The sequence below is a fragment of the Alcanivorax hongdengensis A-11-3 genome (assembly GCF_000300995.1).
Lineage (GTDB): Bacteria > Pseudomonadota > Gammaproteobacteria > Pseudomonadales > Alcanivoracaceae > Alcanivorax > Alcanivorax hongdengensis.
Genome location: NZ_AMRJ01000001.1, coordinates 138,805 through 162,263 on the forward strand (window position 1 = coordinate 138,805; position 23,459 = coordinate 162,263).

Consider the following 23,459-nt stretch of genomic DNA (forward strand, 5'->3'; position numbering starts at 1 on the left):
GATGAAACCTTCAAACGGCGTCAGGAACGGGGAATTTTCAGCACCTGGCCCACCATGATGCGATCGCTCTGCAAATCGTTGGCGGCGCGCAGGGCATCCTCGGACACGCTGTACTGCGTGGCGATTTCCGACAGTGTATCACCGGGCTGGATACGGTACTCATCCCCCCTGGCGCGACGCTGGGCAGCAAACCAGCTGCCCGGGGCCGGGTGGGTGCGGAAGTAGGACTGCACACCCTTGAGGATCGCCTCGGCGATCTTGTCCTGGTGGCTGGACGAGCGCAGCTGGCGCTCCTCGTTGCGGTTGGAGATAAAACCGGTCTCCACCAGGATGGACACCATCTTGGGCTCCTTGAGCACCGCGAAGCCAGCCTGCTCCACCCGGTGGCGCCCGCCATGCAGGCGCGTCACGTCATCCAGCTGATCGAGCACCTGACGCCCCAGATAAAGGCTGTGGGACACCGAACCGGTCACCTGCAGGTCCGCCAGCACGCTGAGCAGGTTGCTGTCGTCTTTCTCGTCCTCGTAGACGCCGGCCACCTTGTCCGATTCGTTGGCGATCTTGGCCAGGTAACGGGCCTTGGCACTGGTGGCGCCCCGGTTGGACAGGGCAAACACCGACGCCCCATGGGCACTGGCATCGGTGAAGGCATCCGCATGGATGGAAATGAACACATCCGCATTGAACTTGTTGCGGGCGATGGTGCGCCGCTCGGCCAGCGGCACATAGTAGTCACCGTTGCGCACCAGCTCCGCCTTCATGCCCGGCGCGGCATTGATCTTGGCCGCCAGGCGCTTGGCGATCTGCAGGGTGATGTTCTTCTCGTAGGTACCGCTGGGGCCGTGAGCGCCCGGGTCCTCGCCACCATGGCCGGCATCCACCGCCACGATCATCGGCCGGTCACCGGTGGGCTGGGGTTTGGGCTCGGGCCGGGTGACGGTTTTCACCGGCTCGGCGCTGCTGCCGTCCTTGTCGAACAGGTCCACCACCAGGCGCCAGCCGTGCGGATCGATGGGCTTGAGCAGGTTGGTGCGCGGGCGCACCGCCTGTTTCATGTCGAACACCACCCGGGTCTTGTCGCTGTGCTTGCCAACCCGGATGTTGGCAATCGGGCTATCGCCGTAATCCAGCGTGCTGACATCAAAGTCCAGGGTCGCGTCCATCAGGTCGACAACGATGCGGTCCGGATTGGCCAGCTTGTCGATACGGTGATCCACCGGTGACGGCAGATCAAACACGATACGGGTGTGATCCGGTGCCCGGTGCAGGCGCACGGATTCAATGGTGGCCTGGGCCGACACGGCCCCGGACCAGAAAAGCGTGATCAGTGCCAGCACCAGGCCGGCCACGAAGGAACCGTTATTGTTGTTGCGCGCGTCGCTCATTCGCCCATTCCAGGGTTGCCTGTCTTCCGCGGCCATCCACCGCCAGCGTAATTTCCAGATCCGGCGGCGGCACCACGCCGGCGCCCCGTTCCGGCCACTCCAGCAGACACAGGGCCGTGGAGGAAAAATAATCCCGCACGCCGATCAGCTCCAGTTCTTCCGGGTCTGCCAGACGATACAGGTCAAAGTGATAGATATGGACGTCCCCGAATTCATAGGGTTCCACAATCGTATACGTGGGGCTCTTGACCGACCCCTGATACCCCAAACCACGAAGCATACCCCGAACCAGGGTGGTTTTGCCCGCCCCCAGATCCCCGCGCAGATAAACGCAGCCCCCCGCGGCCAGGCGGTGGCCCAGCTCGGCGCCCAGCGACAGGGTGGCATCCTCATCGGGCAGCGCATACTGCTCAACGGTCATGGCAGGCTCCATTCAATGATTCATGCAGGGCCGGCAGCAGGTCCGTAGCCAGCAAACCACGCTCGCCGTGGCGAGCCGCACAGACATCCGCCGCCCGGGCGTGGGCCAGGGCGCCCAGTCGCGCCGCATCATACCCGCTCAGGCCCTGGGCACGAAGGGCAGCAATCACGCCGGTGAGCACATCGCCCATACCGCCGGAGGCCATGCCCGGATTGCCCTCGCGGATCAACGCCCGGCCAGGCGCCCCCTGCACCAGGGTACCCAGCCCCTTGAGCAGCACCGTGCCACCGTAGCGGGCCACCAGCGCCTCCAGGGCCGCAAAGCGGTCCTGCTGAATGTGTTTGCCCTGGCAGCCCAGCAAGCGCCCGGCCTCACCGGGGTGCGGCGTCAGCACCCAATCCGCCTGGCCCACATCATGCTGCTTCGCCAGCAGGGTCAGGGCATCGGCATCCACCACCAGCGGCTTGCCGCTCTCCAGCGCCAGCGCCAGCAACGCCCGGCCCCAGGCATCCCGGCCCAGCCCGGGGCCGATGGCCACCACCGTGGCCTGGGCCAGCAGGGATTCGGCCTCGGAAGCGCTCTGCACCCCCCGCGCCATGATTTCCGGCTGACGCATCAGCGCCAGCAACACATGTTCCGGGCGAGTAATCAGGCTGACTTTGCCGGCCCCGCAGCGGGCGGCGGCCTGGGCACTCATCACCGGCGCCCCGGCAAAACCGTAATCACCGCCAATCACCAGTACATGCCCGTAGTGCCCCTTGTGACCATCGCGGCGGCGGGGCGGCAGCTGTTGAGACAATTCCTCAACGCGAGGACAAAGGGAATCGGGCCGCAGCCGGGCGTAGACATCACGCTCCACCTGCAAGTCGAAGAAATGCAGGCTGCCGGTATGTACCGGACCCTCGCCGGTGAGCAGGCCGCGCTTGAGACCGATGAAGGTACAGGTCACATCGGCGCGCAATACCGCCCCCAGCGGCATGCCGCTATCGGCCCCCAGGCCGGAGGGAATATCCAGCGCCAGACGCGGCACCGGCATCGAATCCAGCGCCATCAGCAAGCGCGCCATGTCGTCTCGCAGTGCGCCACTCAGGCCGGTTCCCAGCAGGCCATCCACCAGCACATCCGGTTTGTCCGGCAGCGCCTCCGCGCTTAGCGGCTGCATGGCGATGCCCGCCTGCTGGCAACGCTGCGCCATGGTCCGCGCATCGCCCTTGAGTTGCTCCGGTGGCGTGGTGAAATACAGGGTCGGCGCCAGCCCGGCCTGCCGGGCCAGCCAGGCAACCACATAGCCATCGCCGCCGTTGTTGCCGCCACCACACAGCACCGCCACCCGACGCGCCTGGGGCCAACATTCACACAACACATCGAAGGCCGCCTGACCGGCCCGCTGCATCAGCGTCGCGCCGGCGGTACCGGCCTCGATGGCCAGGCGGTCCAGCTCGCGGGTCTGGGCAGCGCTGTACAGCGCTACCGGCAATTCGGTGGAAGCACGCACACCTGTTATCCTTCGCGGCAACAATTCACGTCATTATACGCATACATGGACCTTGTCGAACTCAAACAGCAGATCCAGCAATGGGGCCGGGAACTGGGCTTCCAGCAGATCGGCGTGGCCGACATTGACCTGGCCGACGCGGAGCAACAGCTCAAGGACTGGCTGGCCAACGGCTACCAGGGCGACATGGACTGGATGGCGGCCCATGGCAACAAACGCTCGCGTCCGGCGGAACTGGAGCCCGGCACCCTGCGGGTGATTTCCGCGCGCATGGATTACCTGCCGCCGGACACCCAACCGGTAAAGATCCTGCAGCAGAAAGACAAGGCCTATGTGTCACGCTACGCGCTGGGGCGCGATTATCACAAACTGATTCGCAAACGCCTGGCCCAGCTGGGCGCCCGTATTCGCGAGGCAGTGGCCGACAGCGAGCTGGCCCGGGCCTTTGTGGACAGCGCCCCGGTGATGGAAAAACCTCTGGCCGCCAAGGCCGGGCTAGGCTGGCAGGGCAAGCACACCCTGCTGCTCAACCGCGAGGCCGGCAGCTGGTTTTTCCTGGGGGAAATCTACACGGACCTGCCACTGCCGGTAGACGCGCCCGGCGAGGATCACTGCGGCAAGTGCCGCGCCTGCATCACCGTATGCCCCACCGATGCCATCGTCGCCCCCTACCAGCTGGATGCCCGGCGCTGTATCTCCTACCTGACCATCGAGCACGACGGCAGCATTCCCGAGGACCTGCGCGAGGGGATCGGCAACCGTATTTTTGGCTGCGACGACTGCCAGCTGATGTGCCCCTGGAATCGCTATTCGCAGCACAGCGGCGAGAGCGACTTCCACCCTCGCCACGGCCTGGGCGACAGTGACCTGGTCACCCTGTTCGGCTGGAGCGAGGCGCAATTTCTGGAACGCACCGCCGGCTCCGCCATTCGCCGGGCGGGCTATCACAAATGGCTGAGGAATATTGCCGTGGCACTGGGCAATGCGCCCTACAGCGAAGACATCGTGGCGGCACTCAAAGCGAGATCCGAGTACCCGGACGAGACCGTGCGCGAACACGTGGCCTGGGCACTGAAGAAGCAGCACGCCAGCGTCATCTGACAGGTGCTGTTTTTTTACTACCGAGGGCACAGAGAAAAACCCGCATCGCCTGCAGGCAGGCTCCTACGGCCGGTTTGATCGTCGCATCAAGACCCGGTGCCCTCGGAGGTAAAGGCCGGCCCCGCCAAATCAAACGTCGATGAAGTGTTCGCGGTAGTAGGCCAGCTCGGCGATGGATTCGCGGATGTCATCCAGCGCCAGGTGCTTGTTCTCCTTGCTGAAGCCACCCAGGATGCCGGGCTTCCAGCGGCGCGCCAGCTCCTTGAGGGTAGACACGTCCAGATTGCGGTAATGGAAGAAGGCTTCCAGCTTGGGCATGTAGTTGGCCAGAAAACGCCGGTCCTGGCAGATGCTGTTGCCACACATGGGCGACATGCCCGCCTCCACATACTGCTCCAGAAACGCGATGGTGCGGCTCTCCGCGCCGGCCTCGTTGACGGTGCTGGCCTGCACCCGTGCCACCAGCCCGGAGTTGTTGTGATGCTCGGTATTCCACTCGTCCATGCCGTCCAGCAGCGCGTTACTCTGGTACACCGCCAGCACCGGCCCCTCCGCCAGCACATTAAGATTGGCATCGGTGACAATGGTGGCGATCTCGATGATACGGTCGTTTTCCGGGCTCAGACCGGTCATTTCCAGATCGATCCAGATCAGGTTGTTTCGCTTGTCCAGCGGCGCATCAGACATGGTGTGCTCTCTTGTTATGGTGCCGTTTACATCATACGCGGCTGACAGGCCGAGACCAGCACCGAAGTGGCGCGGACCGTGGTAGGATGCCCGCATCGAAAGAGCAGGACAGGCCGTGGCCAAGCGCAAACTGAACCGGCGCCAGAAATGGCGCATCGAAAAGATCCAGGCGGAAAAACGTCAGCGGGCGGCGAAACGCAGTGCCGAGCTGGAATCACTGGTGGCCGACGACCTGGGTGACGAACAGCATGGTGTGATCACCGCCCACTTCGGCCAGCAGGTGCAGGTGGAAGATGCCGACGGCGAGAGCCGCCGCTGCCACTTCCGCGCCAACCTGGAGCAACTGGTGGTGGGTGACCGGGTGATCTGGCAGCCACCGCAGAGCGAGGGCCTGGGCGTGGTGGTGGCCATCGACCCGCGCCACAGTGTCCTCAAGCGCCCGGACATGTACGGCAATCTCAAGCCGGTGGCCGCCAATGTGGAGCAGATGCTGGTGGTGTTCGCGCCCCTGCCGACGCCCTCCTCCGCCCTGCTGGACCGCTACCTGGTGGCCGCGGAGCTGTCCGGTATCGCTGCCACTCTGGTGATCAACAAGGCCGACCTGATCGACGAGACCCTGCGCCCGCGCATTGATGCGCTGGTGGCCATGTATCGCCACCTGGACTACCCGGTGCTGGAAGTCAGCGCCCACCAGCGCGACGGCCTGACGCCCCTGCACCAGGCCCTGGCCGGCAAGACCAGCGTCTTTGTTGGGCAGTCCGGCGTCGGCAAGTCATCACTGGTCAATGCGGTGCTGCCCGAGGCGGCGCTGGCGGTGGGTGACCTGTCCGCCACCTCCGGGCTGGGCCAGCACACCACCGTCACCGCCCGGCTGTTCCACCTGCCGGAAGGCGGTGACCTGATCGATTCCCCCGGCATCCGCGAATTCGGCCTCTGGCACATCAGCGAAGAGGAGCTGCTGCACGGTTACCGGGAGCTCTCCGACCTGGCCGGCCACTGCAAATTCCGCAACTGCTCGCACCGCAACGAACCCGGCTGCGCCCTGCTCGCCGCCGCCGACGACGGCAGCATCAGCGAGGAACGCCTGGCCAACTTCTACCAGATCGCCGACACCCTGGACGAAGACGGGCGGGAACGGTATCAGTGAGGCAATGGATAATTGATAGTTGATAATTGATAATGGGGCCCCGCTGGATAGCGATTTTCGTTTTCCATTCTCAATTATTCATTATCAATTAGCGTCCTTATGCTGCCTCTGCTGCTTGAACCCGCCGAACTCGCCAATCATCTCGACGATGACAATCTGCTGATCATCGACCTGAGCAAACCCGCGATTTACGTGCAGGCCCACGTGCCCGGTGCCATTCACCTGGATTTCAAGCGCCTGCAGACCGGCGCCCAGCCGGCGCCGGGCATGATCCCGGACGACGACACCCTGGGCGATCTGTTCACGGCCCTGGGGCTCACGGAAGACACCCATGTGGTGGCCTATGATGATGAAGGCGGCGGCTGGGCCGGCCGACTGCTGTGGACACTGGATGCCATTGGTCACCGCAAGTACAGCTACCTGAACGGTGGCATTCACGCCTGGCTGGCCGAAGGCCAGCCCACCAGCAGCGAATCCACCGAGCCACGGCCCGGCGATTACGAAGTGAGCGGCCACGACCCGCTCACCGAAGTGGACATGGACTATCTGCTGGCCCACTACCAGGATGACGATCTGGTGCTCTGGGATTCGCGCTCCGAGGAAGAGTTTGCCGGCGTGCGCGCCTTTGCCCAGAAAGCCGGCCATATTCCCGGCGCCCGCCACTACGAGTGGACCGAGCCCATGGACAAGCAGAACAACCTGCGCCTGCGCCCACTGGATGACATTCGCCAGGAACTGGAAGCCCGAGGCATCACCCCGGACAAGGAAGTGATCTGCCACTGCCAGAGCCACCACCGCTCCAGCTTCTCCTGGCTGGTGGCAAAGATTCTCGGCTACCCGCGGGTACGCGGTTATGCCGGCTCCTGGGCAGAATGGGGCAATCACCCGGACACCCCGGTGGAAAAATCCGAGTGACCGCTTTCACGGTCAACGGCCACTGACAACGCGACAACGCTATAGAGGAACAGCCTTGAATAACTGGCGCGACAAGCTCTTCGTTACCCTGCAGTATCTGGTGCCCCAGCACGGCCTGTCACGGCTGGTGGGCATTCTGGCCCGCAGCGAAGTGCCGTGGATCAAGACCACCTTCATCAACCTGTTCATGAAGCGCTTCAACATTGATCTGTCGGAAGCCGAGATCAGCGACGCGGACCGCTTTGAAAGCTTCAATGCCTTCTTCACCCGGGCCCTGAAAGACGGCGTGCGGCCGCTGGCGGAGGGAGAAACCACCCTGGCCTGCCCGGCGGACGGCGCGGTCAGCCAGCTGGGCGCCATTCGCGCCAACCAGGTCTTCCAGGCCAAGGGCCACGACTACTCGCTCTACGACCTGCTGGGCGGCGACAGCGCCCTGGCCAGTGAATTCACCAATGGCCAGTTCGCCACCATCTACCTGTCACCACGGGACTATCATCGCGTGCACATGCCCTTCGACGGCACCCTGCGCAACACCCGCTATGTGCCCGGCGATCTGTTCTCGGTCAACGAGGCCACGGCCAACGGCGTGCCCAACCTGTTCGCCCGCAACGAGCGTCTGGTCTGTACATTCGATACCGCACAGGGCCCCATGGCGGTGATTCTGGTGGGCGCCATGATCGTCGCCGGCATCGAAACCGTGTTCAGCGGTCAGGTGACGCCGCTGCCCAAAACCGTCAGTGAAACCGATTACAGCAATCGCGAGCCGGTGACCCTGGCCAAAGGGGACGAGCTGGGCCGCTTTCTGCTGGGCTCGACGGTGATTCTGTTGTTCCCGGAGGCCAAGGCAGGCTTTGACCCGGCATTGAAAGCCGGCAGCAAAGTGAAGGTTAACAGCGGGATCGGCCACTTCGGCCAGTGACCATGATGCCAGCGCACCGGGCGGCGCGCTGGCATCACTTGCCTTTCAACTGGCGGTCAACGCTTGTGCATGGCGGTCAGCACCGCTTTCGCCTCGTCGCTCTGCAGCATCTCGCCGAACAGCGCCAGATCCTCGTTGAGGATGTCGTCCAGGCCCCGGCTGATGCCGGAGCGCATCAATCGCTTGCTCTCGCGCAGCGCCCGTGGCGGCTTCTTCGCCAGCGTCTGCGCCCACTCGGACGCGGTCTGCTGGACCTGATCGGTGGGCACCACCTTGGCCACCAGCCCGGCCTCCAGCGCCTCCTGGGCCAGCATCGGCTCCCCCAGCAGCAACATGCGTGCAGCGCGCTGGTAACCCAGCCAGGCCGGCAGCAGCTTGGCACTGCCCGCTTCCGGCACGGCGCCCAGGTCCACAAAGGGCGTCAGGAACTTGGCATCGTCCGCCGCCACCACCAGGTCGGTGTGCAGCAGCATGGTGGTGCCCACCCCCACCGCATTGCCCTGCACCGCCGCCACCAGCGCTTTCGGGAACCGGTAGATGGCCTTGATGAAATGGGCCGCCTCACCGGCTTCACCGGGCTTGGCATTGAGAAAGTCCGCCAGGTCATTACCGGCGCTGAAGGCACGACCCTCGCCCCGGAAAAACACCACCCGCAGCGCTTCGCTGTGCTCGGCATGGTCCAGCAGCTTGACCAGATCCCGGTACATGGCGCTGGTGAAGGCATTCAATTTGTCGGCCCGGTCGAAGGTAATCTCCAGCACCGCACCCTTGTTCTCGGCCACAATCTGGCCACTTTCCAAAGCCGGCATAGTCACGGCAACTCTCCCGATAACAATAGATAACTGCAAAAATAGAGCGCGGACGATCATCCACAGAGCCGTCATCGCGCCAGTGCGGCCCCAAGACTAATACCTGCCCGCCGCGCTGCCAATTGCCGCCGCCAAACGGTGCTTGACGCTTTCGGTAAACCGGCATAAAAAGTGATCCGGAACCGGCGGCCCCCTCCGCCCCGGGGCAGCCCCGCCCCTCAGAGACTGATACTGTGAAACTGATTACCTTTGAGCCGTTCCGCACCCTGGGTTTGCCGGGAGTGCGCTACATCAAGCCGGAGCACATGAACCAGCACCTGGACGAATTGCGCCAGGCGGACTGGTTGCTGTTCCCTGGTTACTGGCAGGTCCACAGCCTGCACTACGTGCTCAAGCGGCCGATCTTCCCCAGCCTGTGCAGCTACCACCTGGGCCATGACAAGGTGGAGATGACCCGCGCCCTGCAAACCGCCTGCCCGGATCACGTGCCGGAAACACTGATTACCTCCGGGGATCGCTATGGCATCAGCCAGGTGCTGGACACCTGGCGGTTTCCGTTCGTGGCCAAATCCGTACGCTCCAGCCAGGGCATGGGCGTCTCCCTGATCGAGAACCGTGCCCAGTTTCTCGACTATGCCGAGCGTGAAAGCGTGCTGTATGTGCAGAAACTGCTGCCGATCGTGCGCGACCTGCGCATCGTGGTGGTGGGCCAGCAGGTGATTGCCAGCTACTGGCGCGAGGGCCACGGCTTTCTCAACAACGTGGCCCAGGGCGGCACGGTGCGCACCGACATTCCGGTGCCGGACAACGCCGTGCAGCTGGTGCAGGAACTGTCCCGCTACCTGGACATCAACCATGCCGGGTTCGACGTGGCCATGGTGGATGGCCATCCCTACATTCTGGAGTTCAACCGGCTATTCGGTAACACCGGCATTCCGGACCTCAACCAGCGGGTCCAGAAGGCCATGGCCGATTACCTGTTCTCCGCGCCACCCTCGTCACCCAGCTCGGACACCAGAGTCTCCGCCTGAGTGCGCAGCAGGCTCTGATAACGGTGCGCCAGCTGTTCCACTGGCTGCAGCCGCACCTTGTGATCCCCGGCGCGCACCACCTGCACCTTGTCCGGTTGATAAAGCGCTTTCACATCCAGCTCCGCCTCGGCCAGCTGGGCTTCGGGCACCTGCAGGCGCCCGGGCACCCCGGCCACACACAGTGACCAGGCATCGGCGGCATTGTCGTCGGTGGTGACCAGCGCCTTGAACTCCAGTGGCTGGGCACCGTGGGCCTTGCGCAGCGGTGCCCACAGCCGCCCCACCCGCAGGAACAGCAGGCCGGCACAGAGCGCGGCAAAGGCCGCCTGGGAGACGCGCGGGTCGTGGAAGGTCAACCGGGCCTGCTCGCCGACCTGGCCCTGCACCCGGCCACCGTAGAGGGCGGCCACCTTGTTGAGCAGACCGCAGTAATCGGCCAGCGCCGCCTGCAGGGCTTCACGGGTATAGCGCTGCTGGAAGTGATCGAAATTGACAATGCTCAGGCACAGGCTGGCAGTCACCGGGCCCGGGTCCTCACCCTCCGCCGGTAGCTCGCAGGCGGGTACCAGCGGCGCCTGCGGCGGCGACACCGGGGCGGCCGGTGCCACCGGCGCAGGCGCCGGCGTTACCGTCTCGGGCAGCAGCCGCCGGGCCACCAGGGCAATGGCGACCCGTAGCAACAGCAGGCACAGCACGGCCACCACAAAGCCGGCCTCCAGCATCTTGCGCGGCACCAAGCGCTCGGCGCCACGCAAGGTCACCATGCCGGCCAGCTCACCGTCGGGCATGGCCACCGGCGCCTGGGCCACCGGCCCGGCCTGGGGTTTACCCAGGCTCACCACGGCGGCGCCACCCACATCATCAATGCGAATACCGGCCACCGGCTTGAGTGCCAGGGTCTCGCGGCCGATCAGGTTGGCGCTGATGGAGTCGCCACTGGCCAGGGCCTCGGCGGCCCGGCTGGCGGTCTGCTGGGCCAGCGCCTGCAGCTGCACCTTCTGCTCGTCGGCCAGCCGGTCGGAAAAGTTCTGCAGAAAATAGACACCCACCACCAGTGCCACCACCAGCATGGCCACCAGTTCGCGCAGTAGCGGCCGTTGCTCGCGCAGCCAGCGCCATTGTTCCCTCATGGGCATAAAACGGTTTCCTGATCATCCATTGCCGGGGCAGTATACCCTGCCATTGGCGGATGAGAGTTGGCCCAACCGGCAGAGTTCCGGCAATTAACGCCGCGCCCGGGTAAAATTCTGCTACTCTAGCGCCGTTTTGCCGTGGCCCACTGCAATGGCCTCAGGCATTCGGCGAATTGGCTAACAACTGGAGCTGCGAGCGTGCGCGAGATCATTCTGATCCAGGTTTCCGGCAATGACCGTCCCGGTCTGACCGCCACCTTTACCCGTATTCTGGCGCGCTACCGCTTCAACGTGCTGGACATGGGCCAGGCGGTGATCCACGACACCCTGTCGCTGGGCATGCTGGTGGAAACCCCTCGTGACGCGGATGCCTCCGCGGTGCTCAAGGACGTGCTGTTCGAAGCCCACAAGCTCAATATTTCGGTGCGCTTCCGGCCCATCGATGAAGAGCGCTACGAACAGTGGGTGGCCGGCCAGGGCAAGGACCGCCACATCATCACCCTGCTGGCGCGCAAGATTACCGCCGAGCAACTTGCCGATGTCACCGAGGTGGTGGCCGACAACGGTCTCAACATCGACTCCATCACCCGCTTGTCCGGCCGGGTGCACCTGGAAGGCGAAACCCAGGACGAGGACAGCCGCGCCTGCATCGAGATTTCCGTACGTGGTGAGCCCAGGGACGGCGCCGCCATGCGCGCGGCCTTCCTGACCATTGCCAACGAGCGCAATCTGGATATCGCCTTTCAGCGCGACAGCGCCTACCGTCGCAACCGGCGCCTGGTAGTGTTCGACATGGACTCCACCCTGATCCGCTCCGAGGTGATCGACGAGCTGGCCGCGGAAGCCGGGGTTGGTGAACAGGTGGCGGAAATCACCGAGGCCGCCATGCGCGGCGAGCTGGACTTCAACGAAAGCTTCCGCGCCCGGGTGGCGCTGCTCAAGGGACTGGACGAAGGCGCCCTGGAGCGGGTGCGCGAACGCATCCAGCTCACCGAAGGCGCCGAGCGCCTGATCAGCACCCTCAAGGCCCTGGGTTACCGCACCGCCATCCTGTCCGGCGGCTTCACCTGGTTTGGCCAGTGGCTGCAGCGGCTGCTGGGCATCGACTACGTGCATGCCAACGAGCTGGAAATCGAGGACGGCAAGGTCACCGGCCGGGTGGTCGGGCAGATCGTCAACGGCCAGCGCAAGGCCGAGCTACTCAAAGAGATTGCCGCCCAGGAAGGCATCAGCCTGCAACAGACCATTGCCGTGGGCGACGGCGCCAACGACCTGCCCATGCTCAGCGAAGCGGGCCTGGGCATCGCCTTCCGCGCCAAGCCACTGGTCAAACAAAACGCCGAACAGGCCATTTCCACCCTCGGGCTGGATGGCATCCTCTATCTGGTGGGCGTGCGTGACAAGGATCAGGCGGAGCTGTTGAAGGGCAATGGATAGTTGATAATGGATAATTGATAACGTCGCGGGCCAGGCCCGTTGTTACTTAAACGCAAGAGGCCGCGTCCAAATGTTGGGCGCGGCCTCTTTGTTTTCTTCGACAATCAATCCTGATCGCGCAGTTATCAATTATCCATTATCAACTATCCATTCAAATCCATCACGCCGACTCGGGAATATGCAGCTCTTCCGTGGGGGCCTGCAGGTAGAAGCCTTGCAGGTAATCCACCCCGCCCAGGGTCCAGAGCGCCTGCATCTGGGCGGCGGATTCCACGAAGCCGACCACGGTCTTGCGGCCACCCTGCTTGACGTCCTTGATGATGCCCGACAACCGGTCGCGGCCTTCGGCCTTGTTCAGCTCCTGGGTGAAGGAGCCTTCGAATTTCACCATGGTCGCCGGGATATGCTGGAACAGTTTGAACGGATCCAGGCCACCGCCGAAGCGGCTGATGGAAATGCCGCAGCCCAGCGCCTTGACCTTCTCGGCGAACACACCGGCCTGTTTCATGTAGGTGGTGGCATCCGCTTCGCTGAACTGGAAGGTCACCTGGTTGCCATTGAGCTTGGCCGCGCGCATGGCCTTGCCCAGCCAGTCCGCCAGGGTGGCGTCGCCCAGGGACTGGCCATTGAGGTTGATCACCAGGCTCACCGGCTCGTCCAGGTTGGCGGCGGCGCGCATGGCATTGAGTGCCACCCAGCGGTCCACCTTGCCGGTCAGCCCGTGCTCGGCGGCCACCGGCATGAATTCCTTGGCCTCCAGGGCCTCACCCTGTTTCTGCGGCAGCTTCACGAACACCTCGAAGACATGCTCGCTCTCGTCTTCCAGGTTCATCAGCGGCTGGTAATTGAGGCGGAAGGCGCCCTGCTCCAGCCCCTGGCGCAACATCATCACAATGGCCTCGGAAGAGCCGGACGCCACATCGTCCATGGGGTCGTGCACCTTGACGCTGTTGCCCTGGCCACCGTTCTCGCGCTGGGCCTGGTTACAGCATTTCAGCGCGGTGGTAAGAATATCCTGGCTGCTGCGGGCATCTTCACGGGCAAAGCTGACGCCGACGCTGGCGGTGACCTGCACGGTCTTGGCGGCCACTTCCGGCATCAGGGTCTGGATGCCGGCACGCAAGGCTTCCGCCTCCTCGGCGGCGGCATCGGTATCGTCCACCGGCAACAGCACGGCGTAGTCTTCACCATCCACCCGGGCCAGCTTGGCCTCCTCGCGGCAGTGCTCCTGCAGCCAGCGGGCCACGGCCTTGAGCACCTCGTCGGCGCCCTCCATGCCCAGTGATGACTGATGCTGCTCGAAATCATCCAGGCGCAGGTAGAGCACCGCCGCCAGCCGGCCTTCCCGGGCCGCCTGGGTGACCGCTTCGTCCAGCTGGTTCATGAACCAGGTGCGGTTGTAGAGGCCGGTGACCTGGTCGCTCTGGCTGATCTCCTGCAAACGCTCTTCCAGGGCACTCTCGTCCAGGCCGGAGGTGCGAATCACAATCTGGGTGCAGGCCTCGCCGTCATAGGTGCTGGGCGAGAAGGTAAAGGTGGCATCGAAGGCTTCGCCCTCGGTGTTGACGCCCTTGCACTCCAGCTCCTGGGTCTGGTTTTCGTCCTGGGCGCGGCTGCGCAGAAACTGTTTCAGTTTGGCGTGATCCTCGGCGGACACCATGTCCATGATCGGCACACCGGCCAGATCATCGGCGCTTTCGTAGCCGAACATCTGCACGTAATTGTCATTGGCGTGGATGTGCATGCCGTCCAGCACATAGGCGATGGCATCACGGCTCTGATCCATCAGCTTGGACAGGCGCTTCTCGGCATCGTGGCGGGTGATCTCGGAGTGCTGCAGCTCCTTGCGCAGGCGCACGAACTCGGCCACCTGATCCACGGTCAGCATCAGCAGGTCGCGGTCGCCATTGGGCACCACGCCGCGGGCACCGGCGCCCAGGCCGGCCTTGACCGTGTCCACGGAGAAATCGTCCGCCATCAGAATCACCGGGATCGCCTTGCCCAGGCGATTGAGGTGGCCCATGGCCGACTCGAAGGAGCCATCACCGAAGCTCGGCCGGCACAGCATCAGCTCCCAGGCGCCGCCCTTGAGCGCCCGGACCAGATCATCTTCACCCAGCGCCAGCTGGGCCCGCGTCGCCCGGCCGGCGTTGCGCAGCGCATTCATCAGCTGCTCCGCCTCATCCTGGGAATCGTGGGCGATCAACAAGCGAAGATTGTCCAGCGCGTAACTCATGGCTTACATCTCATGCCTTATTCTTAGAATTATCTATTGTGCCTGACTACCGGCGCCAAGCAACCACACAAACACCCAAGGGGGTCGCAGATCAAGACAAAGCGTCGTCGTTACAGGGACGACCAGATGGAATCCAGCTCCCCATCGTCATTATTGTCCTGGGGCTGTGAGGTGGCCGTGACCAGTTCGCGGAACGGGTACTGGCTGAACCCGGAGGCACCCTGCCAGCGCCGCAGCAGTTGTACCTTGCGGGATTCGCCGGCATCCACCAGTTCCACCTTGGCCCCCTCGGCAAACCCCACCGTGGGCAGCAACAGGGTGGCCGGCTGGCCCACCGCCGCCAGTTCCGGCAGCAGCAGGCAGCGCATGAAGTCGGAATTCTCGCCCTGCTTTTTCAGCAACCGCGCGGCGATGGGCCGGGCGCCCGGCGCCAGCAGCTCCACCCCGAAGCGGGCACCGTGATTGGCCAGCTGGGTTACCCAGCGCACCACCGCCAGCGCCCACTGGCTGTCCGGGTGGTCGCGCAGGGCCAGCAGCTCGCCGGTGCGTAGCAACGACGGCGTATTGCCCTGCCAGGACAGGCAGTAACCGCCGGGGCTGGCATTGACCTTCTGGCAATGGTGGCTCTCCGGCAGGCTGTTGTCCTTGCCGGTGACAGTGGGCGGTTTGGACATGTCGATGGTTTCCCCGGCAAATTCGGTGCGGTAGGCACTGGCCCAGGGATCATCCTTGTGCTGCTTGCTGCGCTGGCTGTTCTTGATGTTGGTCAGGAAGGGGTTGTTCTCCTGCTCGTGGGTCAGCACCGACAGCTCGCCGCGCTCCACCATGCTCTCGAACGGCGTGCGCCCGGCCAGGAAGTAATGCACCGCGCCCAGCCCGAAACACAGTTCCATCTCGCCGCTTTCCGGCATGCGCTTGAAGGCCCGCTCGGTGAGCGCGCCCCACACCTGTTGCAGGTGACTGACCAGCGAGGCATTGATGCCCGAGGGCACCGCCAGCGTGCTGCTGCCCGGGTCGCGCTGCCAGGCGCTCAGGGCCTCCACCAGCCGCACCGCATCGATGTAGCGGCAGTTTTCCGAGGCCTGGGAGGAGTGGGTGCGGTAAATCGGCGGGCGGTCGGCCTGCAGATCAAACACGAACAGGTCATCGTTGTCGCCGGCGGTCTTGATCTCCACCAACGAGGCCCAGTTGGCCCCGGCCCGGTACAGCATGGCCAGCTCCTGCTGGCGCAGCTGGTTGGGCTTGGCGGTGGCCAGCAACAGGCAGCGGATATAGCAGGCAGCGATATCCGGTTCATCCTGCTGCTGCTTGTCGCCCAGTTCCAGGTGCGTAAGGCCATGCACCTCGGCCAGCAGGTAGAGCTGGTGCAGCTCCAGCCACAGGTTGCGCGGCGACGGGAAATAAAGTTGGTAGCAACGCAGCAGGGTATCGCCCAGCGCGGCCAGGGCGCGCTGGATGGCCATGGCCACGGAGCGGCGCACCGCCTTGTCGCGGATCTTGCGCACCCCGCGCACCGCCACCAGCTTGTAGCCATTGGCCAGGTGCCCCTGCAGGGCCTGGGCCAGGCTGGCCACCCGGCGCGCCTTCTCCGGCAGCACCAGTGACTGGTTCAGGTAGTGTTTTTCCAGGGTGTGGCTGACATGATCAATGGACGGGCGTACCACTTCGAGCAGCTGCAGCCGCTGCCGGGAATCAATCTGCAAACGATTGAGTTCCTGGATGAACTGGTAAAGCTGCCGGGCCGTCTCCCCCATGTTCATGATGGGAAGTTCGTCTACCCACTGCTGCAGCTTCTTGGGCTGATCAGCGCCGATGGTCAGGTGCGGCAAATCCTGCTCGGGCAGTTTCAGCCGCACAGGCTGGGTCTGTTGCTCCATAAGAGAATCCTTTTCTCCGCCCATGCCTTCCGGTGCCGTGAAGCGCCTCACTACGGTGGCATCCAAAGCCTCGACAGTGAGAGAAGGCGGGTCTTAGGGTGCCCAGGCACTCCTTGCTGGCAACTTATTGTTTTTTCTGAGACCTATATCACAGGACTTTACGATACAGTTACATATCTGTAAACGTTGACTTTTTAACCAGCAATGACAGTTTTTGCATCCTCCCCCGGCTCCTCCCGCGTCAACCGCGGTACCAGGTAGCCGGGCAGGCGCCCGCGCAACTGCCAGTGCAATATCCGGGCACGGTCATCCGTGACAATGAAGTGGGCTGCCCCCTTCACCCGATCAAGCAGGTGCAGATAATAGGGCAACACCCCCGCCGCAAATAACGTTTCTGACAGATCGCACAACGTTTTTGTGCAGTCGTTCACACCCGCCAGCAGCACGCTCTGGTTCAGCAGGGTAATGCCCTGGTTGCGCCACAGCCGGCAACGGGCCGCCAGCGCCTCGCTGACCTCGCGGGGGTGGTTGGCGTGCAGTACCAGGGTGGTCTGCCAACGCGGCGCAGCCAGCAGGGCCAGCAACTCGTCATCCAGCCGCTCGGGGATCACCACCGGCGTGCGGCTGTGGATGCGCAGGCGCTTGAGATGCGGCAGCGCCGCCAGGGCTTCCAGCAACTGCGCCAGGCGCCGGTTGGTCAGCGTCAGCGGGTCACCGCCGCTGAGAATGATCTCGCTGATATCCGGTCGCCCGGCCAGCCAGTCCAGCGCCTGTTGCCAGCGCTGGCCGCTCAGGTGCGTCTGGTAGGGAAAATGGCGCCGAAAGCAGTAACGGCAATGCACCGCACAGGCGCCGGTGACCACCAGCAGGGCGCGGCCATGGTACTTGTGCAGCAGGCCGGGCACCGCGGTGTGCTCGGCTTCGTCCAGCGGGTCCTGGCCGAAACCGGGGCTGTCGTGCAGCTCCTCGGGGGCACTCAGCACCTGGCGCAGCAGGGGGTCATCCGGGTTACCCGGCTCCATCAGCGCCGCATAGCGGCGTGGTACCCGCAACGGGAAATCCGCCGCCGCAGCCAGGTGGCCGGGCAGGTCCGCCGGCTCCAGCCCCAGCAGCTCAAGCAGAGCGCCGGGCTCGGTGATCAGGTCGGCCTGCTGACGCTGCCAGTCCGGTTGCTGCCAACCGGCGGCTTCCTGCGTTATCATTGCCAGCCTTTGTAACGGCATACATCAACCCTGTGGAAGTGTTTTATGGCCAACTATTCTACCAGCGAATTCAAGTCTGGCTTGAAAGTGATGCTCGACGGCGACCCCTGCGCCATTATCGAGAACGAATTCGTCAAACCCGGTAAAGGCCAGGCCTTCAACCGGGTCAAGCTGCGCAACCTCCGCAGCGGCAAAGTCTGGGAGCGCACCTTCAAGTCCGGCGACTCCCTGGAAGGCGCCGACGTGATGGACGTCTCCATGCAGTACATCTTCAACGATGGCGAGTTCTGGCACTTCATGGACCAGACCACCTTCGAGCAGAAGCAGGCCGATGAAGCCGCCGTGGGCGACGCCAAGCAGTGGCTCAAGGAAGAAGACATCTGTGAAGTGACCCTCTACAACGGCGAGCCGCTGTCCGTATCGCCGCCCAACTTCGTGGAGCTGGAAATCGTTGAGACCGACCCGGGCCTGAAAGGCGACACCGCCGGCACCGGCGGCAAGCCCGCCACCCTGTCCACCGGCGCCGTGGTTCGTGTGCCGCTGTTCGTACAGACCGGCGAGATCGTCAAGGTCGACACCCGCACCGGCGATTACGTGGGCCGCATCAAGAGCTAGGCCCGCCTCGTGAGCGACTGGCAGCCCACCGCCTCTCTCGAGGCCATCAAGGCGCGCGCTGAGCTGCTGAGCACAGTGCGCGCTTTTTTTGCGGCCCGCAACGTGCTGGAAGTGGACACCCCGCAACTGGCTCGCCACGGCGTCAGCGACCCGCACATCCAGTGCATTGCCGTGCCCGGCCACGGCTACCTGCAAAGCTCCCCGGAATACCACATGAAGCGGCTGCTGGCCGCCGGCAGTGGCCCCATTTACCAGCTCTGCAAGGCCTACCGCGACGGCGAAGCCGGCGGGCGCCACAACCCGGAATTCACCATGCTGGAGTGGTACCGGCCCGGCTTTACCCTGGCGCAGCTGGTGGACGAATGCCTGGCGCTGTTTGCCGAGTTGTTCCCGCAGGTGCCAAGCCACGCCTACCGCTTTCGCACCCTGTTCGCCGACAGCACCGGGCTGGACCCGCTCATCGCCAGCGACGCGGCCCTGATTGCCGGCGCCGAACAGCACGGCGCCCCGGCCGGCCTCAGCAAAAGCGCCGCCGTGGACTACCTGATGGCCACCCGGGTGGAACCCGCCCTGCCCGCCGAGCAACTCAGCGTGGTCACCGACTTCCCCGCCTGGGCCGCCGCCCTGGCCCAGACCCACCCGGACGACGACGGCACCCCGGTGGCCCGCCGCTTCGAAATCTATTACCGGGGCCTGGAGCTGGCCAACGGCTACCAGGAACTCACCGACGCCGACGAACAGCGCCGGCGCTTCGCCCGGGACAACACCCTGCGCCAGCAAAACCGGCAACCTACCATGGCCGCAGACCCTTACCTGCTGGCCGCCATGGACACCGGCCTGCCCGCCTGCAGCGGTGTGGCCATGGGCGTGGAGCGGCTGCTGATGGCCGGCCAGGGCAGCGACCGCATCGACGCGGTACTGGCCTTCCCCTGGGCCCGCGCCTGACCTTGCCGGCGCCCGCTGGCAGCCTCCTTGCGGCCTGCCCATTTCTTCCTCGGCGGTGACACAAAGGGTACTTACCGCCCCAAAACCCCGGTGCTAGTCTGTTTTCAGGCTGTCGCTCCATCGGTCCGTTCTGCTGACTGGGTCGTCGCACGCCAGCGACAACAGGCGCATCGTGGACATCGCGTAAAGCCTGACAACTAACAAGAAACGGGGAGCTAACGTGGAAAACGAATTCGATTATCTGATCATCGGCGGCGGGTCCGCCGGTTGCGCCCTGGCCGGGCGCCTGAGCGAAGACCCGGACACCCGCGTCTGCCTGCTGGAAGCCGGCGGCAGCGGGGACGGCCTGCTGGTCAACGTACCCGCCGGCGCCGTGGCCATGCTCTCCAAGCCGGTCAACAACTGGGTCATGGAAACCGTACCCCAGAAGGGCCTCAACGGCCGCCAGGGCTTCCAGCCCCGCGGCAAATGCCTGGGCGGCTCCTCGGCCATCAACGCCATGGTCTACATCCGTGGCCACCGTGAGGACTACGACCAGTGGGCGGCGCTGGGCAATGACGGCTGGGCCTACCAGGATGTACTGCCCTACTTCCGCCTCAGCGAACACAACGAGCGCATCAACAACGACTACCACGGCACCGACGGCCCGCTGTGGGTCAGCGACAGCCGCACCGGCAACCCCTTCCAGGGCTACTTCCTGGATGCCGCCCGCGAATGCGACATCCCCATCACCGACGACTTCAACGGTGCCGAACAGGAAGGCGCCGGCGTCTTCCAGGTCACCCAGAAAGACGGCGAACGCTGGAGCAGCGCCCGCGCCTACCTGTTCCCGCACCTGCAACGCCGCAACCTGCAGGTGGAAACCAAGGCCCAGGTGCAGCGCATCCTGTTCGAGGGCAAACGCGCCGTGGGCGTGGAATTCAAACAGGGTAAGCAACTGCGCACCCTGCGTGTTCGCAAGGAAGTGTTGCTGTCCGCCGGCGCCTTCCAGTCACCGCAGCTGCTGATGCTGTCCGGCGTGGGCGACGAGCAGGAACTGAAAAAACACGGCATCCCGGTGGTCCATCACCTGCCCGGCGTGGGCAAGAACCTGCAGGACCACCCGGACTTCATTTTCGGCTACACCACACAAAGCCCGGCCACCTTCGGCTTTTCCCCCGGCGGTATCTGGCGAGCGCTCAAGGCCATGGTGACCTACCGCAAGGAGCGCCGCGGCCTGTGGGCCTCCAACTTCGCGGAGGCCGGCGCCTTCCTGAAAACCGACCCGCAACTCACCGCCCCGGACATCCAGCTGCACATGGTCACTGCCCTGGTGGACGACCACGGCCGTAAACTGCACTTCACCCAGGGCTACTCCTGCCACGTCTGCCTGCTGCGCCCGCGCAGCCGCGGCAGCGTGCAACTGGCCAGCGGCAACCCGGACGACCTGCCCCTGATCGACCCGGCTTTCCTGGAAGACCCGCAGGACCTGGAAGACATGGTCGCCGGCTACAAGATCACCCGCGACATCATGCAGGCTCCCTCCATGAAACGCTGGATGAAAAAAGACATGTTCACCGCCAACGTGAACAGCGATGACGAGATCCGCGAGGTCATCAAGCAACGCTCCGACACCGTTTACCACCCGGTGGGCTCGTGCAAAATGGGTACCGACGACAGCGCCGTGGTCGACCCGCAACTGCGTGTCCACGGCCTGGAAGGCCTGCGCGTCATCGACGCCTCCATCATGCCCACCCTGATCGGCGGCAACACCAATGCACCAGTGATGATGATTGCGGAGAAAGCGGTGGATATGATTCGGGGCAGGTCTCGGGTTTAAGGACGGGAAAGATCAGGGTCAGGTTTCACACTTTCCAGGCTGTTGTATTGATGGGAAATGGGGGCCTGGCTCTGTTGGTTATTTTTTGGCCAGGGCGCTTACATGCCCCATGGATGGCATAGAATGGCTGAGCTCAAGGACAGAGACAAAACCCTTCGCTACAGGAAAATGATGAAGGCAAAAAAGCAATTTCTACTAAGCTTTTTTGTTTTTATACCGGCTGGTGCAGTGCTGGCAAGCCTTCTTGGCTTATCTGACGAAATCCTCTTCGCACCTTTGATTTTCCTGACTTTTCTAACCGTTGCTTTATGGTTCAACTTCTTTTTTAGGGGGTTTTGCCCATGGTGCGAAGGCCAGTTTTACGTAAGGTCAGGAGACGTAATGAATGTCTTCGATATTTTCTTCAAGAAACATTGCCTGAATTGCGGCAAGCCGGATGACGAGGATTGTATTTAATAAATGCTCATGCATTTGTCATGGTCTCGTTTTTTTGATCTAGGCTTGAACATTGCTTTCGATTGCACGATGAGAGACCTAGCCCCGGATCCGTGGGAGTAAATTTTATGGTAAAAAGAGCGAAGCGATACCATATAATTTACGGAGCGTAACTGGTTCCACTGCACCAAATTGTTAGGCATTTTGCTGGTCTGGCAAAGCACGATCATAAAAGTCAACCCTACCCAAAAAAAGAACCTCAGTAATAGGTGATTGCGACCAAGGTTTGCCAAAAGACTTTAACCCGCATTGGTCTACATTAACACCTCGCCAATAGGCTTGCGTAACGTTGTGTATCGTATCGTCATCACAACAATGAGGAAGCCTCAGAAAATCAACCCAGCCAGAATCATGAGTTGAACAAACAAACGGCCCGACTGACCTCACCTTTTTTAGAATCCTTCCACCAACATGCCCCATATGTCGCTGCTTATATTTCTCTGCCTCTTGCTCTGATGGCAAAAGATATATCGCATTCAATCTACTTGGGTATTCGGCAAAGTAACACAGTCTGTTTATTTCAAAGTTATATTCGGCGGTATATTGGTGTGTAACTCCAATCGAGAACGGCGAAACATCGCCCTGGAAATCAGGATTCACCACAAAAGGAAGATTACTTTTTCCTCTTTCAATACTGCCCGCAGATGTAAAACATCCAACAACCCCAATTTGGTGGCGAACAGAGAAGCTCTGGGGGTTGACCCACACCCAGAAATCTTTTGACTGTTCGCCGAAATATAGATTATCTCTTGTTGAACGCATATTTCCTTTTGCCTAACGCCAGGAGCAACCGTGGGTTTGTAGTGGAGCCGCAGGCGAAACGAAAAATCCGTCGGATTGCCTGCGATTGTTAAGTGTTTACTCGGACAAAACTCTGCCAATTTCTTCAAACCAATTCTCCCTATGGATTATTCGCTCTTTGTGGAGATTGTTCTGAAGAATTTCGGCCTTGGTTAACCCGGATAAATACTCCCAGTTATTTTCAATAACATAAGTGGCATTGTTTGTCTGAGTGCTTTCCAGGACGTATAAATCCGATTCTGGAAAACCGAAAACGATATATCCAGAAAATCCGGCTTGCCCAACAGCCACAAACTCGGGCTCACAAGAGTTTATTGCTTCGAAACGCTTTTCAATTACAACTTTGTTGCCCTCGGACTGATTATTAATTACTGGCTGCAATAGCGGCTTTAAAGCTCCCCAAGGTTTTTGACCCTTTGGAAGCACATCCCAATTCAATCTTTTTATGGGCGACCGGATGACGGAATCTAGGTCCTCGTTCCGTATTTCGCAAATACCAAACGCTTCCAAGAACATGTTTATTACATGAACGATAGTTTCCTCATTATTTGCGTTTAAGCTAATTGGATCAGCCACTATGAGCTTCGTGCCCGCTATATCGACAGCAATGCTAATCTCGATAGACGGCGGAGGGACTATCTTTCTGGGATATCGCTCATAAGGTATATCTACTATTCTTGACTTCTCCTCAAAGTCATATCTCCCCCTAAACTCTTTCCACGCCCACTCCTGCTGCCGATAGTGAGTTTCCTTTGGCTGGTCTTTCAGAGGTATTTCTTTTCCACCTGAATTGAAGAGAGTGACATTGCCAATAGCCGTTGGTAGCACCTTTTCGCCCGGTTCCAATTGGTCGCTAAACCCCACATCTTGTGGATTATTTTTAACGATATCCGGAACTGCAACTGCTATAACCACGTTTTGGTTTTCTGGAATTCCCTTTGCGTAGCTCGATAACGACCTGATTCTTTTTTTATTGATGATCATCGTTC

At 62.4% G+C, this 23,459-nt stretch carries 21 protein-coding genes; 10 read left to right on the top strand and 11 right to left on the bottom strand.

The window, feature by feature from the left end; genetic code table 11:
• Positions 1–20 precede the first annotated feature (20 nt).
• From A11A3_RS00605 to A11A3_RS00615, 3 genes are read right to left on the bottom strand one after another with little or no spacing between them, the layout of a single operon-like run.
• Positions 21–1,385, bottom strand: coding sequence for an N-acetylmuramoyl-L-alanine amidase (locus tag A11A3_RS00605; protein WP_008927311.1), 1,365 nt, complete (start codon positions 1,383–1,385; stop codon positions 21–23).
• A complete protein-coding gene (gene tsaE / locus A11A3_RS00610; protein WP_008927312.1) occupies positions 1,360–1,806 on the bottom strand; it encodes a tRNA (adenosine(37)-N6)-threonylcarbamoyltransferase complex ATPase subunit type 1 TsaE in 447 nt (148 codons plus the stop codon). The genes A11A3_RS00605 and tsaE overlap by 26 nt, the downstream gene beginning before the upstream one ends.
• Positions 1,796–3,301 carry a bifunctional ADP-dependent NAD(P)H-hydrate dehydratase/NAD(P)H-hydrate epimerase gene (locus A11A3_RS00615; protein ID WP_008927313.1) on the bottom strand — a complete coding sequence of 502 codons (1,506 nt, stop codon included), beginning with the start codon at positions 3,299–3,301 and terminating at the stop codon, positions 1,796–1,798. Before A11A3_RS00615 ends, tsaE begins: the two co-directional genes overlap by 11 nt.
• Positions 3,302–3,346: 45 nt before the next feature.
• On the opposite strand from A11A3_RS00615, the gene queG reads away from it, so the two are divergent.
• Complete coding sequence (gene queG, locus A11A3_RS00620) at positions 3,347–4,402, top strand: tRNA epoxyqueuosine(34) reductase QueG (protein WP_008927314.1); 1,056 nt, start codon at positions 3,347–3,349, stop codon at positions 4,400–4,402.
• A 129-nt stretch (positions 4,403–4,531) separates the two neighbouring features.
• Here queG and orn read toward each other — a convergent pair whose 3' ends face one another.
• Positions 4,532–5,089 (bottom strand): oligoribonuclease, encoded by a 558-nt coding sequence (orn, locus tag A11A3_RS00625; RefSeq protein ID WP_008927315.1) that lies wholly within the window; start codon positions 5,087–5,089, stop codon positions 4,532–4,534.
• A 115-nt stretch (positions 5,090–5,204) separates the two neighbouring features.
• Between orn and rsgA the strand changes: the two genes are divergently transcribed.
• The 3 genes from rsgA (at position 5,205) to asd (ending at position 8,070) form a co-directional block, all read left to right on the top strand.
• Positions 5,205–6,236, top strand: a complete 1,032-nt coding sequence (rsgA, locus tag A11A3_RS00630; RefSeq protein ID WP_008927316.1) for a small ribosomal subunit biogenesis GTPase RsgA — start codon at positions 5,205–5,207, stop codon at positions 6,234–6,236.
• Between the two features lie 99 nt (positions 6,237–6,335).
• Positions 6,336–7,151 carry a sulfurtransferase gene (locus A11A3_RS00635; protein ID WP_008927317.1) on the top strand — a complete coding sequence of 272 codons (816 nt, stop codon included), beginning with the start codon at positions 6,336–6,338 and terminating at the stop codon, positions 7,149–7,151.
• Between the two features lie 55 nt (positions 7,152–7,206).
• Positions 7,207–8,070 carry an archaetidylserine decarboxylase gene (gene asd / locus A11A3_RS00640; RefSeq protein WP_008927318.1) on the top strand — a complete coding sequence of 288 codons (864 nt, stop codon included), beginning with the start codon at positions 7,207–7,209 and terminating at the stop codon, positions 8,068–8,070.
• Between the two features lie 56 nt (positions 8,071–8,126).
• On the opposite strand, the gene A11A3_RS00645 is transcribed toward asd, so the two are convergent.
• Positions 8,127–8,879 carry an enoyl-CoA hydratase-related protein gene (locus A11A3_RS00645; RefSeq protein WP_008927319.1) on the bottom strand — a complete coding sequence of 251 codons (753 nt, stop codon included), beginning with the start codon at positions 8,877–8,879 and terminating at the stop codon, positions 8,127–8,129.
• A 233-nt stretch (positions 8,880–9,112) separates the two neighbouring features.
• On the opposite strand from A11A3_RS00645, the gene A11A3_RS00650 reads away from it, so the two are divergent.
• The gene (locus A11A3_RS00650; protein ID WP_008927320.1) at positions 9,113–9,910 is read left to right on the top strand and encodes an ATP-grasp domain-containing protein; all 798 of its coding nucleotides are present in this window, start codon (positions 9,113–9,115) and stop codon (positions 9,908–9,910) included.
• Here the strand turns inward: A11A3_RS00650 and A11A3_RS00655 are convergent.
• A complete protein-coding gene (locus A11A3_RS00655; protein ID WP_008927321.1) occupies positions 9,853–11,046 on the bottom strand; it encodes a hypothetical protein in 1,194 nt (397 codons plus the stop codon). The genes A11A3_RS00650 and A11A3_RS00655 overlap by 58 nt on opposite strands.
• A 195-nt stretch (positions 11,047–11,241) precedes the next feature.
• On the opposite strand from A11A3_RS00655, the gene serB reads away from it, so the two are divergent.
• Positions 11,242–12,480, top strand: a complete 1,239-nt coding sequence (serB, locus tag A11A3_RS00660; protein ID WP_008927322.1) for a phosphoserine phosphatase SerB — start codon at positions 11,242–11,244, stop codon at positions 12,478–12,480.
• 160 nt (positions 12,481–12,640) lie between these two features.
• Here the strand turns inward: serB and A11A3_RS00665 are convergent, their stop codons facing one another.
• From A11A3_RS00665 to epmB, 3 genes are all read right to left on the bottom strand, one after another.
• Positions 12,641–14,716, bottom strand: coding sequence for an EAL domain-containing response regulator (locus A11A3_RS00665; protein WP_008927323.1), 2,076 nt, complete (start codon positions 14,714–14,716; stop codon positions 12,641–12,643).
• A 110-nt stretch (positions 14,717–14,826) separates the two neighbouring features.
• A complete protein-coding gene (locus A11A3_RS00670; protein WP_008927324.1) occupies positions 14,827–16,593 on the bottom strand; it encodes a cyclic-di-GMP receptor FimW-related protein in 1,767 nt (588 codons plus the stop codon).
• A gap of 194 nt (positions 16,594–16,787) precedes the next feature.
• On the bottom strand, positions 16,788–17,795 hold the full coding sequence (gene epmB, locus A11A3_RS00675) for an EF-P beta-lysylation protein EpmB (protein WP_008927325.1): 1,008 nt from the start codon (positions 17,793–17,795) through the stop codon (positions 16,788–16,790).
• 45 nt (positions 17,796–17,840) lie between these two features.
• On the opposite strand from epmB, the gene efp reads away from it, so the two are divergent.
• The 4 genes from efp (at position 17,841) to A11A3_RS00695 (ending at position 21,630) form a co-directional block, all read left to right on the top strand.
• Positions 17,841–18,410, top strand: coding sequence for an elongation factor P (efp, locus tag A11A3_RS00680; RefSeq protein ID WP_008927326.1), 570 nt, complete (start codon positions 17,841–17,843; stop codon positions 18,408–18,410).
• 9 nt (positions 18,411–18,419) lie between these two features.
• A complete protein-coding gene (epmA, locus tag A11A3_RS00685; protein WP_008927327.1) occupies positions 18,420–19,355 on the top strand; it encodes an EF-P lysine aminoacylase EpmA in 936 nt (311 codons plus the stop codon).
• 220 nt (positions 19,356–19,575) lie between these two features.
• Positions 19,576–21,174, top strand: a complete 1,599-nt coding sequence (locus tag A11A3_RS00690; RefSeq protein ID WP_008927328.1) for a GMC family oxidoreductase — start codon at positions 19,576–19,578, stop codon at positions 21,172–21,174.
• Between the two features lie 123 nt (positions 21,175–21,297).
• A complete protein-coding gene (locus A11A3_RS00695) occupies positions 21,298–21,630 on the top strand; it encodes a hypothetical protein (RefSeq protein ID WP_008927329.1) in 333 nt (110 codons plus the stop codon).
• A gap of 174 nt (positions 21,631–21,804) precedes the next feature.
• Here the strand turns inward: A11A3_RS00695 and A11A3_RS17630 are convergent, their stop codons facing one another.
• Together A11A3_RS17630 and A11A3_RS00700 are read right to left on the bottom strand one after the other, a co-directional pair.
• The gene (locus tag A11A3_RS17630) at positions 21,805–22,431 is read right to left on the bottom strand and encodes a hypothetical protein (RefSeq protein WP_157375189.1); all 627 of its coding nucleotides are present in this window, start codon (positions 22,429–22,431) and stop codon (positions 21,805–21,807) included.
• 96 nt (positions 22,432–22,527) lie between these two features.
• Positions 22,528–23,454, bottom strand: a complete 927-nt coding sequence (locus A11A3_RS00700) for a hypothetical protein (RefSeq protein ID WP_008927330.1) — start codon at positions 23,452–23,454, stop codon at positions 22,528–22,530.
• Positions 23,455–23,459 lie beyond the last annotated feature (5 nt).

Bases quoted from the DNA above. Each gene is read 5' to 3' on its own strand.
- A11A3_RS00605 (WP_008927311.1), bottom strand. From the start codon at position 1,385: ATGAGCGACGCGCGCAACAACAATAACGGTTCCTTCGTGGCCGGCCTG.
- tsaE (WP_008927312.1), bottom strand. From the start codon at position 1,806: ATGACCGTTGAGCAGTATGCGCTGCCCGATGAGGATGCCACCCTGTCG.
- queG (WP_008927314.1), top strand. From the start codon at position 3,347: ATGGACCTTGTCGAACTCAAACAGCAGATCCAGCAATGGGGCCGGGAA.
- orn (WP_008927315.1), bottom strand. From the start codon at position 5,089: ATGTCTGATGCGCCGCTGGACAAGCGAAACAACCTGATCTGGATCGAT.
- A11A3_RS00635 (WP_008927317.1), top strand. From the start codon at position 6,336: ATGCTGCCTCTGCTGCTTGAACCCGCCGAACTCGCCAATCATCTCGAC.
- A11A3_RS00645 (WP_008927319.1), bottom strand. From the start codon at position 8,879: ATGCCGGCTTTGGAAAGTGGCCAGATTGTGGCCGAGAACAAGGGTGCG.
- A11A3_RS00655 (WP_008927321.1), bottom strand. From the start codon at position 11,046: ATGCCCATGAGGGAACAATGGCGCTGGCTGCGCGAGCAACGGCCGCTA.
- A11A3_RS00665 (WP_008927323.1), bottom strand. From the start codon at position 14,716: ATGAGTTACGCGCTGGACAATCTTCGCTTGTTGATCGCCCACGATTCC.
- A11A3_RS00670 (WP_008927324.1), bottom strand. From the start codon at position 16,593: ATGGAGCAACAGACCCAGCCTGTGCGGCTGAAACTGCCCGAGCAGGAT.
- epmB (WP_008927325.1), bottom strand. From the start codon at position 17,795: ATGATAACGCAGGAAGCCGCCGGTTGGCAGCAACCGGACTGGCAGCGT.
- efp (WP_008927326.1), top strand. From the start codon at position 17,841: ATGGCCAACTATTCTACCAGCGAATTCAAGTCTGGCTTGAAAGTGATG.
- A11A3_RS00695 (WP_008927329.1), top strand. From the start codon at position 21,298: ATGGCTGAGCTCAAGGACAGAGACAAAACCCTTCGCTACAGGAAAATG.
- A11A3_RS17630 (WP_157375189.1), bottom strand. From the start codon at position 22,431: ATGCGTTCAACAAGAGATAATCTATATTTCGGCGAACAGTCAAAAGAT.
- A11A3_RS00700 (WP_008927330.1), bottom strand. From the start codon at position 23,454: ATGATCATCAATAAAAAAAGAATCAGGTCGTTATCGAGCTACGCAAAG.